Below are 15675 nucleotides of genomic sequence, written 5' to 3'. Positions count from 1 at the left end.
TAAAACGTGCAAGTACCGCCCGGATTGGCCCACAGATGGGTTTAATAGTCTTGATGAAGCGAGAGCTTGGGTGCTTAGGTTTGCTCATTGGTATAACATGGAGCATAAGCACAGTCAGCTTAGATTTGTGACCCCTAATGAGCGCCATATGGGGGAGGATAAAGTCATTCTAGCAAATCGTAAGCAGACGATAGAGAGTGCGAAAGCATTAAATCCTGCGCGCTGGGGTGGCCGAGAGGTGAGAGATTGTACACCTGTACCCCCAACGACTTTAAATCCAGTAAAAGAGCCAAAATCGATTGATAAGATGAGAGTCGCCTAATTCATTAAATGGTGACAACTATGTTGACAAACACCGCAAACAGTTATCGAATTTTAATAACATATTTATAAGTGCAAATTGTAAAAAAAATCCATCTACGTTCAGTTGACGTAACTTTTAATAACTACTCTAACTGTATTATGTTAATTTTATTATTAGCCTATTTACTTTAGCTCATCACTTAAGGTATTACTAACAATTATATTAATAAAATTAAAACTTATTAAAAAAATAATTATTAGAAAATTAAATCCACAAATGATTGTTTATTGTCATTTTAGATTAAGGATGAGCCATGAATCACGGAGCATTAGAGTTTACTAAAATAACAAGTAGCAAGATATTACAAAAAAATGGAGAAAAATTTAAAGGATTATTACGCAATCAAAGCCCTACGGTTTTGAATAATACTTCAGCACTTGCTTCTTTTTCTGACAATTCTAGTTGCAGCGAAAAAGAGATTGCGTTGAGTTTTCAAATTATGACCTGTGCAGAACCTCCTGAGCTGGTCATTGACACTATAAATTCGTTATTGGCAATCAAAAGTCCACAAGATGAAATCCTAATTATTGATAATAACAATCAAAAAGAGCACTTATATCAACCCTTAGCTGACTTTTGTAATCAATTAAATCCAAAATTAAAGGTTAGATTCTATCATGTAGATAAAATCGAAGGTTATAAGGCTGGTGCTTTAAACTTAGCACTAGAGTTGATGGATGTTAATTGCAGTCATATAGTGGTGGTAGATAGTGACTATCAAGCCCTACCTCATGCTAGAGAATCTATTGCCCTTGCCATTTCGCACTACCCGAATCACAGCCTATTACAATTCCCACAATTCTATCGCAGTAGTGGCCAAAATGAGGTTCACAGCGAACTAAATCATTATTTCAATCATCATTTATTTCGTAGCTTTAACAGTAATAAAGCCTTGTCCACCGGCACCTATGCTGTAATTAAACGTAGTGATTTGATGAGATTAGGGGGTTGGTCCTCTGATTCTATTACTGAAGATGCCCAAATGGGTGTTAAGTTACACCGTAGCGGTCTATATACTCAATTCATTCCGGAAGTTATATCTACGGGTCTTCTACCCAATACTTTCAAAGATTTAATGTCTCAGCGTCGTCGCTGGATTTACGGCAACATGCAGGTGTTAAGCGGATATTTTAGCTTTGCCCCGGCTGCTACATCGACTAATTTGGGTAACCACAAGCTATCTTTAGTAGAACGCTTTGGCTATCTTCGCGCTCATCTTTCTCAGCTTACAGCTTGGGTTAATTTCACCGCTCCATTTATTTTACTGCATATCGTTAGCTTATTTATTATTGTAGCTTCAGTAATTTTCCCCACTGTTTTTGCTATTAAAAGCAGCACTGTTCAATGGCTTTTAATGACAGTCTATTGCGGTTATGGTTTGTTTGCACTCAGACGTTTATGGGCCTACTTTCAAGATAAGACCCCTCTAAATAAGCAATTAAATGGCCAACATAAATTTAACCTCAAGGCCAGACTTCGTACCTGGCTTATGCATCTCAGCTTTTGGGAGATAGGCGCGATCTCATGGTTACCAGTGCTATGGGGACAGGACAAACCTTTTACTTGCACCCCAAAACAAAGGTTGCTTGATAGCGATACCAACGATTTTATAAAAAATTTTAGGGTTGCTCCGAAGCTATTAATGCTATTAAACCTACTAACAGCGGTGCTGGTTTCTCCATTAACTGCCCTCTATTCCCCTTATCTATTTCTGGCTTCCATAAGCTTTTTGGCAATAAAACTGGGAGCGTTAATAGTCGCTACTGCTAATTTCAAAGAGACCGAAGAGTTCAACCAGGTTAAGCAACAAGACCCACAAGACATAACCGATAAATCTTTAGTACAGCCCCAATCCTATATAAATAAAATTACAGATCCTCTCGTAGGGTCAAGGTCGACTTACTTCCAAATAGCCGTCAAGTCGCAAGAGCAAACTAAAGATAGAGCAACAACTGGGTTGAATCAGTTACAAAAACAACTAACCAATCCAAAACTGCCAGAGTTTGTTGCTAACAGTGAAGACTTTGTTAGTAAACGCCAAAAGCAGCATCTTGAGCAACGTATAAATCAATAATAATTTTATAAACTTTTGGCTTTGAGGACCCTATGTTATCTTCCCCCTATACCACAAACGCTAGTCAAGCTACTTCTATCTATAAAAACAAGACTTATGCTGAAACACATTCGCCAGACTCATTAAAAATAGCCATTGTCGCCCACTCTTTATACCCCATAGCTGAGCCCTATGCTGGCGGGCTAGAAAAAATGACCCACTTGATATGCGATGAGTTGGTCAATCGTGGTCATGAAGTGCTGCTATATGCACATAAAGACAGTCAAACAAAAGCTACCTTGATTCCTTTACTCACAGAAGACGACTTTGATCAACTCATTGGAGAGACGGGGCCTGAAAACTTATCAATGGGCCGTGATGAGTTACACAGTTATTTAGCTTATCAAATGGCAATGCGCGACATAATAGCGCGTGATGAACGGGGTGAAATTGACATTGTTCACAACCACAGTTTACACCATATCCCTATGATGACAGGCCAAGCATTTGGGCCACGTTTTTTTACCACTTTTCATACCCCTATATTTCCAGCGCTAAATCTGGCGCTGTTGACCCTAAGTCAGGGTACCAGTACTCAATTTACTGCGGTTAGTGAATATCAGCAGCAACTTTTTTCAGAATTCGTACCTTCACATGTGGTCTATAACGGCATTGACGTAGAGTCTTTTAGCGCCAATGTAGACCCTATAGCCGAAGAAGTTTACTTTTGGTGTGGGCGCATTTGTCCAGAGAAAGGGACCCATTTGGCTATGCAGTATTGTAAACAGGCCAATAAGAAATTAATCATCGCTGGGCCCAAAAGTAATGAAGGCTACTTCAAGGAGGATATCGAGCCACTTTTGCATCAAGATAGCCTTCAGGGTGAAGATAAGCTATTTACTTATGTGGGTCACCTGACAAAATCTGAAATCAACCATTATTTACGCCACGCCACCGCCATGCTATTTACCAGTACCTGGGATGAGCCCTATGGATTAACCCTCGCTGAAAGCTTGGCATGTGGGACGCCAGTACTAGGATTTGATGCTGGGGCCAGCTCTGAAATTATTACCCCAGAAACTGGAATAATTGTCCCAAAAGAAGATAAAGACTCTTTTATCCAAGGGTTTGATGCTATAAATAAGATTTCACGTCAAGCTTGCCGAGATCGCGCCATCGATTTTTGTTCTGTGCAAGCTATGGTTGACGGTTACTTAGACTTGTATCACCAAACTTTAGATCAGCTTAATCTTAATGTGGTTCAACGCCAATTATCGCAGAATCAAGCCCTGTTTATAAAATCTCAAAGTGAGCAATGGCAGCAACTGCAAGATCGCATGCAGTCCTTAGCTAATGAAGACCATGGTTCATTAAAGTCTGTTGAAATTAGCTCAGTCAATATTGCTGAGGAATAGCGGCCGTGAATATTGGATACTACGCTCATCATCATGGCTCAGGCCACTGTCGGCAAGTGGATAAACTAGCCTCTTTACTGCCCTTAGATAAAAGAAGTCATATCACGGTATTTACCAGTGTGACATCTGATAGTTATTGCTTTAAATCTATTCCTGAGTCACAAGTCATTCGACTTAGTGCTGAAGATGAGCTTAGCACTGATGTATTGCCTGGTCGTGCTGGAGACTATTGGCAGCCGAGTTGTCTTCATTACTCCCCTGTGGGCAATAGCGACATACAAGACCGTAGCCATCAGCTATTAACCACTATTTATCAGCGTAAAATTGAGCTGATGATCATTGACGTCAGCGTAGAAGTCGCCATGCTTTGTCGGGCAACGAGTATCCCCTACCTGTATGTTAGATTGCCAGGCTCTCGTGAAGACCTGCCTCATATAACGGCTTTTAGCGGTGCTTTAGGCTTGTTGGCCCCTTATCCTCAGGCCCTAGACTCGGCAGATATACCGAAATGGCTGCGTCAAAAGACGCTTTATCTTGATTTTGTTAATTTCGAAAAAAGCGATGAATTAGCTAACACTGGGACCTACAATGATTTCCTTCAATCATTAATTTCTATGCCGTCGCCAAACAATAATAATGAGTCGCAAAGCCTAGAGAATCGTCCTATTGTAACGGTAATTAAGGGCTATGGCGGCCATGAAGCCATTGATGACAAGCTGCCTAGATTACGCCAACTTCTACCCAATGCGTTCATTATATCGCTTGGTCCTATCATGGAGGATGTGCGTTGTTATGTTGATATGGCTACTCATGTCGATGATGTGATGCCTTTTATTGAGCATAGTGACTGCCTATTTATGGCCTGTGGCCTTAACGCAGTTGCACAAGTATATAACCATAATACTCCCCTTGTGGTACTTCCTGATCAGCGTCCACATCAAGAGCAAGAAGTTATGGCCAAAGCTTTAGTAACAGACGGCCGGGCTATGGATTGGCATCAATTTGAAGAGTTGGCTTTGGCAGTAGAAAGTAGCACTGAAGTAACTACAGCATTAGGCTTAAACACTAGCAACTCAGTTTCAAGACCTGATGAGGTGTGTGACCACAGTAGCACAGCTTCTTGTGCCAGAGAATTAATGCAGAGTACCGTGGACTTTAAAGGGGTTAAACCTTGGTTTGAACAATGGTTGTTAACAAGACTTAGCTTGAGGCCTACTTATAGCAGCTGATGCTATGAAATATTGGAATTGTCCTTAAATCAATAAGGGTTAACTGGAGCAATAAGGGTATGGATAAATGAGCTTAAATTCAGATCTTCAAACTGCAAATACCGACTCTAAGCTGGCTGCAGTAAGCGTCATTACTACTTGCTATGGACGCAATACACATCTATTTAATTTACTAAGCAGTCTTGAGCATGGCAGTGTTAAGCCTGCTGAGGTAATTATCATTAATGACGATGCCGATCCGAAGCGTCTGGCTGAGTTTGATCTAAACATTATTAAAATACCCACTACCATTATTAGTATTACCAAAGCGGGTAGCAAAGCTAAGTTTGATATTGGCCACAACCGTAATTTGGGTAGCGAACACGCCAGCCAACAATCGCTGATATTTTTGGATGTGGACTGTATAGTAGCTCCTTATTTCGTTGAACAAATGACACTTAAGTTGCAAAGCTATCCTGAGGCACTACTAATGGCACAGCCGCGTTATCTGACTCGGCCATTAACTGATGAAGAAAGTTTACAATTAAAAGCAGGTGAACTACCCTCTTCGCACCTTGATCAGCTGTCGGTCTATAACCCTTATCGTTATAACTTCGATCCAGAAGATTCGAAACCATCAGCTCTCCCTGCTGACTTAATCAACACTTGCAACGTTAGTCCGGCACAACTAATAGATTCTGAACTCTCAGATGCTACTGCAAAAATAAAAACGCCTTTAATGCAAACAGACGACTATGGCGCTTTTTGGAGTCTGTGCTTTGGCATTAATCGTCAGCAGTTTACAAAAATTGGCGGCTTTGATACCCAGTATGTGGGCTATGGTGCAGAGGATACCGATTTCGCCTTTACCGCTCGCACCTTAGGCATAGACTTGTATCTAACAGCTGATGTGGCCTATCACCAGCAGCATAGTGTATATCGTCCCCCCTTAAATCATTTAGACAGTATAGTACTCAATGCGAATCGTTTTTATAACAAATGGCAACATTGGCCCATGCAAGGTTGGTTACAGCAATTTGTGTCAATGGGGCTTATCAAATGGCAAAAACAGCAAACCTCTCCGATACAAGTTATTAGATCACCCACAAAAAAGGAGCTAGATTTAGCGCATTGCGCTAACGCTCCTTTTGTTTAAATGTGCAAGTAATAAATTACATATCTACCTTTAAGCGGTCCCAATACTGTTGATATAGGGCCATTGTTTTATCACTAACATCTTGGCGGAATAGCGCATGACCTAATAAATCCTCTGGAGGGTAAATGATTTTATTATTGGCCATTTCAGGAGGCATCAAGGCTTTGGCTGCATCACTTGGTGAACCATAACCAATCTCCTCACTGATTATCGCTGAATTATCAGGACGCAATAAGAAATCAATAAAGGCATAAGCGTTTTCTAAGTTTTTGGCATTTTTGGGAATAGACATATTGTCCATCCACATAATGGCACCCTCTTTGGGATACACAAAATCAAGCTCTGGCATGCCTTGATCTTGAGCCATGATGACCTCGCCATTCCATACCATGCCTAAGTAAGTCTCTCCTTCTAAGAATGGCATACGCGGCGCATCCGAGTTAAAAGTGCGCACATTAGGCATCATCTTAGTCAGCTTCTCATAAGCGGCTTTGATGTGTTTTGGATCTTGGGTAGCCACCGGTAGATCTAAGGTCAATAAGCCCAAGGCAAAAACATCACGTAGGTCATTCATTAACATGACCCGGCCTTTATACTCTGGTAACCAAAGGTCATCCCATGAGGTGATAGACGATAGGTCTATACGCTTGGTATTAACCCCAATCCCAGAAGAGCCCCAAAGGTAGGGCACACTGAATTTATTCTCGGGATCGAAGTCGACATCCAAAAACGACTTATTTAAATGCTTAAAGTTACTAAGCTTATTGTGGTCGATCACCTCAAGCATATTCTCCTTGCGCATCTTATCAACAAAGTCAGTGCCGGGGAAAATAACGTCATAATTCCCACTGTTGCCCATAAGCTTTAGCTTGGCATACATCGCCTCGTTGGAGTCAAAGGTACTGTATACCACGTCGATGCCTGTTTCTTTGGTAAAAGCCTTTAGCACATCATCTGAAATGTATTCGGTCCAGTTGTAGACATTGACCACATTTTTTCCGCTACTGCTCACCGCACCAGCAGAGTCACCATCTACATCAGTAGATGAGCTATTGGGCTGACAGCCACTAAGAGCGCTCACGCCTGATAGCGCGGCCAAACCTGCCCCTGTCATCTCCAAAAAACGTCGGCGCGTGAGAAACTTATTGTTTGACATATAAATATCCTTAACGTTTTCTGAGCAATAACAGCTGTGATATGACCAATCCCACTAGGGATATGGCCAATAAGATGGTCCCCACTGCATTGACTTCCGGCTTCACTCCAACACGCACCATGGAGTAAATTTGTAACGGCAAAATCTCAAAACTTGCCCCAGTGTTAAAGGTAGAGACCACCACATCATCAAGTGATAAGGTAAAGGCCAGTACCCAACCTGCGAGCACTGCCGGCATGATAGTTGGAAGTAGCACCGTACGAATCATCGTAAATTCACTAGCACCTAAGTCGCGAGCGGCTTCAAGTATGCTGTTGTCTAAACTTGCCAATCGAGCCGATACGGTAATCACCACGAAAGGCAGACAAAAAGTGATGTGGGCCAATAATAAAGTCACAAAGCCAAGCTCAATGCCTATCATCAAAAATAATGCCAATAACGAGATGGCCAACACAATTTCAGGCGACATCATCAACACAAATAGCAAGCTTTGTAGCACGCTTTTGCCCTTGAAGTTATAACGCTGAAAGGACAAGGCGGTCAAGCTACCAATAACTGTGGTCACCGTTGCTGCTACCACCGCCAATAGAACTGAATTCATGGCCGCTTGTATCATTGCCTCATTATTAAACAGTTCATGATACCAGTTAAAGCTAAAGCCACTCCAAGTGTAGCCAACTTTTGAGGCATTGAATGAGAACACCACCATCACTAAAATGGGCGCAAAAAGCACTAGGTAGATAAAAGTTAAATAAAGGCGAGAAAGCCACTTCATTGTATTACTCATACTCACCCCTTAAGCCACTTCGTTATGATCAGTTTTGCCGATACGTTTGCTGCTGGCATAATAAGCTGCAATCAATATCGCCATTGTCAGGGTCAATAACACACTGGCAGCAGCCCCAAATGGCCAGTCTCGTGCGTCTAAGAACTGCGACTTAATGATATTCCCCACCAGTAAGTTACGAGATCCGCCTAGGATATCGGCCACATAGAACATACCCATTGCTGGTAGCAGTACCAACAGTACCCCAGATATTATGCCCGGCGTGGTTAAAGGCAATATCACATGCCAAAAGGTCTGAAACTTATTGGCGCCCAAGTCCTTTGAAGCCAAAACAATATCATCGCGCAGATCAGTAAAGACCGCATATAAAGGCAGTACCATAAACGGGAACAATAGATATACTAGCCCGCCAATGACTGCTTTTTCGGTATATAAAATTTGTAATGGCTCATCAATAAGTCCCATCGCTATTAAGGCTGTGCTTAATAAACCATTGGCCGCTATAATCAGTTTAACTGCATATAGACGCACCAAGGAATTGGTCCAAAAAGGAATGATGAGTAATAACATCAAAAATGATTGCCACTTTTTTGCAACACGGCTCACTAGCCACGCAAAGGGGTAACCCAAAGCCAAACAAATTAAAGTAGTAATAGAAGCCATGCTCAGTGAATGCAAAAACACTTTAAGATATAAAGGGTCAATAAAGCGCAAATAACTCTCTGCATTTAATGGCAATGCCAAAAACGTATCTTCATCCCGGGTCATGAAGCTTGCTAATACCACCAAAATATTGGGGATAAGGGCAAAGACAATTAACCACGCCCAAATGACAAACAAAGTCACCCGCTGAAACAGTGGGCTTTTGCTAGCGGCAGGGGTCATTGTGTTTACTGAATTACTAGTATCTACTAAGTTGTTTGTTTCATTCGACTTATTCATCAGGTAAGATCCACTCCCAGCCATCAACCCAATCCACTCTAACCTCTTGACCTAACTTATAGTTAAAGTTGGGATCATCTTCGTTAAAGTACTCTGATGTCTTAATCAGATTGCCATTTTCAAGCTGAATTACCGAGTCTAGAGTACTGCCTTTATAAGCACTATCTACCACATAACCCACAAGCCCATCATAACCTTCGTTTAGATAATAAACACGGATATCTTCAGGGCGTAGCAATAAGTTAATACTTTGACCCACTTGCACCTCAAATTTAGGACGCGGTAAGTCTCGTACTGGGTGGAATCCATCTTTTTGCTCAGTAACTTCAACTTTAATACGGGAGTCACTCACCTCCAGCACACGTGCTTTAAATAAGTTGGTTTCCCCAATAAAATTAGCGGTAAACAAGTTAGCAGGTGACTCATAAATCCGAATGGGCGAATCAATCTGTTGAAACTCCCCTGCCTTCATGACCGCGATACGATCCGACATCGATAATGCCTCTTCTTGGTCGTGAGTCACAAACACAAATGTAATCCCAAGCTCACGCTGTAATCGCTTAAGCTCAGACTGCATTTGCACCCGCATCTTCGCATCTAGCGCAGATAATGGCTCATCCAGTAACAACATCTTAGGGCGGTTAACCACAGCACGAGCAATGGCAATACGCTGCTGCTGACCCCCTGATAAATCTTGTGGCCGTCTATTGATGGTATGCTCTAACTGCACCATTTCTAAAGCTTCTTTTACCCGTATTTTTATCTCATCTTTGGGTACTTTTTTTAGCTTTAAACCATATGCAATGTTGTCAAAAACACTCATATGCGGAAACAAAGCATACTGCTGAAACACGGTATTGATCGGACGCTTCTCTGCCGGCAGGCTAGTAATATCGACACCATCAAGCTGCATTGAACCTGCATCTGGCATTTCAAACCCACCTATTAGGCGTAATAAAGTGGTCTTACCACACCCAGACGGGCCCAGCAAAGTTAAAAACTCGCCATCATAAATATCTAAATCAATGCCTTTCAAAATTTGCGTGTCGTCATAAGATTTACTTAGACCACGGATACGTAGCAAGGCTTTTTTGTCTATCTTTTTTACATCAGCAGACGATTTGATCAAAGAATCAGCCGACGCATTATTTTCGACTAAAGGATCTTTTAGGGCGTTTTCAGGTAATGTTGCTGAACTATCGGAGGAACTATCATTTATTGACATAAAAACCGCCTCATATCAAAAAGTGGAAAATAAAAACAAGTTAAACCAAGCGACTAGAATTAGAAACCTAAAAGGGCGTTATCCTACATGACTTATCAAACAATTCCAACATTAGCATAAACATAAAATATCAAACTGTTACAGTATACTTAGTCAATAACACCGTAGAATAAAGCCAAGCAACTCTAACTAATTCTAATAAATAAATCATTAATATACACTGTTAGCTTAATACAATACATACATTAGTAAATAGGATTTATATTATGAAAAAAGTGACATTAGTTACTTCAGCAACCCTACTTGCCTTTGCCTTAACGGGCTGTAATAACGCTAGCAACGATGCTGAGCATACCACTGCAAATCAAGCAGACCAAGCGTCCCAAACAACTACTGAGCAAGCACCAGTTGATCAAGCAGTCGTTCAAACCCCTGAACAAGCTGGCGTGGCACAACCTGAATTTATCAATATTAATGATGCCATTGCCGCTGCCCTAAAAAATACCGCTGGTGATGTGAGCAGTGTTGACTTTGATACCCACGACAATGGTACACGTGCAGATTACGAAATTGATGTCATTGCTAATGACTTAAAGCATGAGATCAAAGTAGATGCAGCCACTGCAAATATCATCAATGTGACACAAAAAAACTTAGATGCTGAAGACCAAGCAGAGCATCAAGCATTACAACAAGCAAAAGTTAGTTTAGAACAAGCTCTGCAAGTTGCTACTGATAGTATGCCTGGATCTGTTGCTAATGAAATCAGCTTCGATGTTGAGCAAGGAGTATCAGTTTATGAAGTTAAATTAGTTGCCAACAATCAAAAGCATGAAGTTAAAGTTGATGCCAATACTGGTAGCATCCTAAGTACCAAACTAGACTAATTCTGTTAGCGAAACTGAATTCAAAAACAATATATTACTGGTTTAAAAATAGGGGTGTTAGTGCCCCTATTTTTATGGCTATTAACTTTTAATTATTCACTTTAACTTTGTTATATTCCATATTGCCATGAAGATTGTTAAGAATATTGTTATCAAAATAAGAACAATCATTTGCAAATACAGCTGTTTATAATCTTTATGACAACTTATATCATGGACTTAACATTTAGGGACAGCAATGATAGCCACTTGTTTTTGACTTAATTGTTTTATTTTTAACTTTTTACTTTTTTAGTTTTCATATCATATTTTATCAGTAATCAATCCACTCAATAGGGAGAAAAAGAATGGGACTTTTAATAGACGGAAAATGGCACGACCAATGGTATGATACCGAAGCCAATGAAGGTCGATTTGAACGTGATATATCTCGTTTTAGAAACTGGGTAACTGCAGATGGTAGCGCTGGTCCTTCTGGCAGTGATGGTTTTAGGGCTGAACCCAATCGTTACCATTTATATGTCTCTTTGGCTTGCCCTTGGGCACATCGCACCCTTATCTATCGTAAATTAAAGGGTTTAGAAGACCTGATTTCGTTATCAGTCGTCAACCCTTATATGCATGAAAACGGCTGGACTTTTGCCGAAGGTGAAGGCGTTATTCCTGACCCCATCCATAACGCTAAATATATGTATGAAGTCTATACCGCGGCAAAATCTGATTACTCAGGACGTGTGACTGTGCCGGTACTGTGGGATAAAAAGAATAATACCATTGTTAGTAACGAATCATCTGAAATCATCCGTATGTTTAACTCAGCCTTCGATGAAGTGGGCGGTAATAAAGAAGTGAACTTCTTGCCAGAGCAGAAATTGGCTGAAATTGATGAACTGAACGACTTTATCTATCCCAATATCAATAATGGGGTATATAAATCTGGCTTTGCTACTACTCAAGAAGCTTATGATGAAGCGGTCGTTGATTTGTTTAAGGCGCTGGACACTATCGAGGCTCGGTTAGAGAACAATCGTTATTTAACCGGCGACACCATTACCGAAGCAGATTGGCGTTTATTCACCACCCTAGTTCGCTTTGACCCTGTCTATGTCGGTCACTTCAAGTGTAACATCAGACGCATTGTGGACTACCCTAACCTATGGGGCTATACCCGCGATTTATATCAGGTACCAGGGGTAGCCGAAACCGTAGATATGGCTCATATCAAAACCCATTATTATGGTAGTCACGACACCATTAATCCAACCCTAATTGTACCTCGTGGTCCTGAGATTGACTTCATGACGCCACATGGTCGTGAGCAGCTGTCTGCTTAATCTTTATTGCAAACAACAATACCTAAAATGCTAAAGCTATAGATCGTAAGCTATAGATTGTTTTCCTTAGCCCAGTTACTGCCCTCCAGACAGTTTAACTGGGTTTTTTTTACTTCCAATGCCATTAAAAAAGCCATTCTCAACATCAGAATGGCTTTGCTTTGTATTTGGAATTTTAGATTGGTGAGTATCTACCAAATAGACTACCCACAACTGCTATTAGCGGGCATCTGGATGCAACAGGTTTTCCATTGCTTCTACTCTTTGCGGCTTCTGACGAGGAATAAATTTATTTAGCAGCAACCATATCAAACCAATAATCGGTGAAATCCAACAAACAAAAGCATAAGGAGCATAGGTTAATGTGGCTGCGCCCAGTGTTGCCGCCACGAAGCTACCGCCCATATTCCACGGAATAAGTGGCGATAACAAGGTACCACAGTCTTCAATAGAACGGGTTAATGTCGTGCGCTTGAAGCCCATTTGCTTATATTTATCTTTCAGCAATCGACCTGGTAATACTAACGTAGTGTACACATCACCAATGATAGTGCCTACCCCTAATACAATGCCATAAGTTGAACCTACAAGACCAAATCTGCTCTTAACTATTTTATTTAACTTAACCATAATGGCCTTGAGCGTGCCGTAGTGCTCAAGTGAGCCGACAAAAGCCAGTGCAAATATAGTCAATGTCACCACCCAAGTCATCGACATGACCCCGCCTTTGGTCAGTAGCTGATCGACCATTTCGACCCCTGTTTCACTGACAAAGCCATCTTGTAATACCACAAAGATATCGTGTACCCCTACTCCCTGCATAAAAAAAGCGATTAATGAGGCCACGAACACCCCAATCAAAACGGTAGGAATGGCTGGAAACTGCATGACCGCTGCACCTACCACCACCAATGCGGGTAATAAGGTGATCAGGCTAATGGTGTAATTATCTGCCATTGTTTGCTGCATAATTTCAACAGATGACATGTCAACAGCATCAGAGCCATAACCTGCTCCAATCCAAGCATACAAGCCTAATGCAATAACAAAAGCGGGCACTGTGGTTGGTAACATGCCTTTGATATGGGTCCAGATATCAATACCTGCTGCCGCTGGCGCTAAGTTGGTGGTGTCAGAAAGTGGCGACATTTTATCACCAAAGAAAGCACCGGATACGATGGCACCCCCAGTTAATTCCGGCGGTAAACCAAGACCCGAGCCAATACCCATCATTGCCAGCCCTACAGTACCCACCGTACCCCAAGAAGAGCCGGTAGCAATTGAAATAATGGCACAAATGACACAGACCGATACTAGAAAAGATGAGGGACTAAAAATTTCAAAACCATAATACAAAATGGTCGGTACCGTACCTGCAATAATCCAGGCACCGATTAGCATACCCACACCCATTAAGATGATAATGGCTGGCAAGCCTACTCGAATTACGCGTAAAAAACGGGATTCCATACCTTCCCAACTGCGGCCGCGGGCTGCCATAAAGACCGCAGTAATCAAGATACCACAGGCTAAAGGAATATGAGGAGTGAAGTCTTTGAAGATGAAGAACTGCACCATCAAAATCATGGCGGTGAGTACGAGGGGAGCAATGTCTAGTAGAAAGCTTGATGAGGCTCTATAGCCCTTTACCTCAGGATCGTAGGGCTTATTTTTTATCATAAAAAGGTGCAGTCTCCTTAGTTTAAAATACGCTATCCATAAGTTTTATAGGACAACTGTGTAATAAAATTAAACTTAAGGGTATTAAAAATTTTTATTGCTTTCAAGTTTTTGGCTGGAAAAACTTATCTTTTTTTGGATGAATGGTTTTTTTGGCAATTTATTTATTAGTATAAAAAAACGCCCTCGGTGACCCCTGCCGTCAAATCCGTACACCTAAACTTGGGAGATTTTAATTACGCAGCCTGACGGTAGAAATCAACCCAAACCTGTCTTGGCGATCTCATACCTAAACTCTGCTGAATCCTCGTTTGGTTGTAATCTAACTCAATATATTTGATGATACTGTTGATTGCTTCAAATCGAGTTTTATAATGATGATGATATACTAACTCATTCTTTAAAACGCCCCAGAAGCTCTCTATTGGCGCGTTATCATAGCAGTTGCCTTTAGCACTCATAGATCCTTTAAAACCGTATTTACTGATGATTGTGCGATAATCATCGCTACAGTACTGGCTACCTCTATCTGAATGTACAATAAGCCCTTGGCTAGGTCGTTTATCCTTGATTGCTTTATTTAAGGCTCTACAGACTAAATCTGCTTTCATGCGTTTATCGATAGCGTAGCCAACCAATTCTTTGGTATACAAGTCTTTGACGCCTGCTAAATAGAGCCAGCCCTCATCTGTCCAGATGTAGGTGATATCACTGACCCACGCACAATTAGGACGATTAACGCCAAATTGTTGTTTAAGCAAATTAGGATAGACTCGCTTGTTATGATCTGAGTCCGTTGTCACTTTAAAGCGCTTATGACGTCTACATTTGATGTCATGTTCTTCCTTGATACTACGTACCATATACTTGCTGACATCGTGCCCTTGTTCACTTAAATGTGCGTGTAGACGCTGATAACCATATCTCTCTTTGGTTTCACTGTGAGCAGCTTTAACAAGTAGCTCACAGCGGTTACGATGTATTTGCTGAGCACTGATATCACGCTTCGTCCAGTCATAGTAGCTTGATGGTTTGATATCAAGGATTTTACACATGCTGGTAATGCTAAATTCATATTTGTGATGGTCAATAAAGGCGTACCTTACTGACCGTTCTTCGCAAAGTACGCCGTGGCCTTTTTTAGTATCTCTCGCTCTTCTTGTGCAATCTTTAACTCTCGCTTTAAACGCTTAATTTCCTCAAGGGCTGAGACAAGCTCTGGATCGTACTGCTTAGTACCTTTGAGTTTGCCTTGATTGGCTTTTCGTTGCCAATTAGCTAGCGTTTGCATTGGTAGCCCTAACTGCCTTGCTGTGGCACTGATATTACCACCATTATTCTCTATTGCTTTAACCGCTTCTGCTTTAAATTCTTCACTGTATCTCTTAACTTTCTTAGTCATGGTAAACTCCTATTTGTCTTCTTTAGTTTACCAAGTTTTTGTCTACGGTTTTTTCAGCATACATCA

General features: G+C 41.2%; 12 protein-coding genes and 1 pseudogene. 7 read left to right on the top strand and 6 right to left on the bottom strand.

All coding sequences use genetic code 11. The features are described from left to right. From G561_RS0112375 to G561_RS0112355, 5 genes and pseudogenes are all read left to right on the top strand, one after another. Positions 1 to 322, top strand: a pseudogene (locus G561_RS0112375) (integrase core domain-containing protein); the annotation flags it as partial. Between the two features lie 295 nt (positions 323 to 617). Continuing rightward, positions 618 to 2438 (top strand): glycosyltransferase family 2 protein, encoded by a 1821-nt coding sequence (locus tag G561_RS0112370; protein WP_028859838.1) that lies wholly within the window; start codon positions 618 to 620, stop codon positions 2436 to 2438. Between the two features lie 32 nt (positions 2439 to 2470). Continuing rightward, positions 2471 to 3832, top strand: a complete 1362-nt coding sequence (locus G561_RS0112365) for a glycosyltransferase (RefSeq protein ID WP_028859837.1) — start codon at positions 2471 to 2473, stop codon at positions 3830 to 3832. Between the two features lie 5 nt (positions 3833 to 3837). Next, positions 3838 to 5061: a hypothetical protein gene (locus G561_RS0112360; RefSeq protein WP_028859836.1), complete on the top strand. Its 1224-nt coding sequence runs from the start codon at positions 3838 to 3840 to the stop codon at positions 5059 to 5061. 67 nt (positions 5062 to 5128) lie between these two features. Further along, complete coding sequence (locus tag G561_RS0112355; protein ID WP_028859835.1) at positions 5129 to 6196, top strand: glycosyltransferase family 2 protein; 1068 nt, start codon at positions 5129 to 5131, stop codon at positions 6194 to 6196. 16 nt (positions 6197 to 6212) lie between these two features. Here G561_RS0112355 and G561_RS0112350 read toward each other — a convergent pair whose 3' ends face one another. Genes G561_RS0112350 through potA form a run of 4 tightly spaced genes read right to left on the bottom strand, consistent with a single transcriptional unit; the run spans position 6213 to position 10306 of the window. Further along, the gene (locus G561_RS0112350; protein ID WP_028859834.1) at positions 6213 to 7352 is read right to left on the bottom strand and encodes an ABC transporter substrate-binding protein; all 1140 of its coding nucleotides are present in this window, start codon (positions 7350 to 7352) and stop codon (positions 6213 to 6215) included. 10 nt (positions 7353 to 7362) lie between these two features. Next, on the bottom strand, positions 7363 to 8139 hold the full coding sequence (gene potC / locus G561_RS0112345; protein ID WP_028859833.1) for a spermidine/putrescine ABC transporter permease PotC: 777 nt from the start codon (positions 8137 to 8139) through the stop codon (positions 7363 to 7365). A gap of 9 nt (positions 8140 to 8148) precedes the next feature. Further along, complete coding sequence (gene potB / locus G561_RS0112340) at positions 8149 to 9024, bottom strand: spermidine/putrescine ABC transporter permease PotB (RefSeq protein ID WP_028859832.1); 876 nt, start codon at positions 9022 to 9024, stop codon at positions 8149 to 8151. 49 nt (positions 9025 to 9073) lie between these two features. Then, positions 9074 to 10306, bottom strand: coding sequence for a spermidine/putrescine ABC transporter ATP-binding protein PotA (potA, locus tag G561_RS0112335; protein ID WP_227674045.1), 1233 nt, complete (start codon positions 10304 to 10306; stop codon positions 9074 to 9076). A 266-nt stretch (positions 10307 to 10572) separates the two neighbouring features. Here potA and G561_RS14635 point away from each other — a divergent pair, with 266 nt between their 5' ends. Further along, positions 10573 to 11193: a PepSY domain-containing protein gene (locus tag G561_RS14635; RefSeq protein ID WP_051584551.1), complete on the top strand. Its 621-nt coding sequence runs from the start codon at positions 10573 to 10575 to the stop codon at positions 11191 to 11193. Positions 11194 to 11540: 347 nt separating this feature from the next. Next, complete coding sequence (locus G561_RS0112325) at positions 11541 to 12527, top strand: glutathione S-transferase family protein (RefSeq protein ID WP_028859830.1); 987 nt, start codon at positions 11541 to 11543, stop codon at positions 12525 to 12527. A gap of 219 nt (positions 12528 to 12746) precedes the next feature. Here the strand turns inward: G561_RS0112325 and nhaC are convergent, their stop codons facing one another. Further along, entirely contained in the window at positions 12747 to 14207 is a 1461-nt protein-coding gene (gene nhaC, locus G561_RS14630) for a Na+/H+ antiporter NhaC (RefSeq protein ID WP_051584550.1), read from the bottom strand. A 236-nt stretch (positions 14208 to 14443) separates the two neighbouring features. After that, positions 14444 to 15609 (bottom strand): IS3 family transposase gene (locus G561_RS0112315; protein WP_115342958.1). Its coding sequence is split into 2 segments (ribosomal slippage): positions 14444 to 15351 and positions 15351 to 15609, totalling 1167 coding nucleotides; the frame shifts between segments, so codons are not numbered across the junction. Between the last annotated feature and the right edge of the window lie 66 nt (positions 15610 to 15675).

This window comes from Psychrobacter phenylpyruvicus DSM 7000 = NBRC 102152 (genome assembly GCF_000685805.1).
In the GTDB taxonomy this organism is placed as follows: Bacteria; Pseudomonadota; Gammaproteobacteria; order Pseudomonadales; family Moraxellaceae; genus Psychrobacter; species Psychrobacter phenylpyruvicus.
This window is presented reverse-complemented; position numbering and strand designations above follow the sequence as displayed.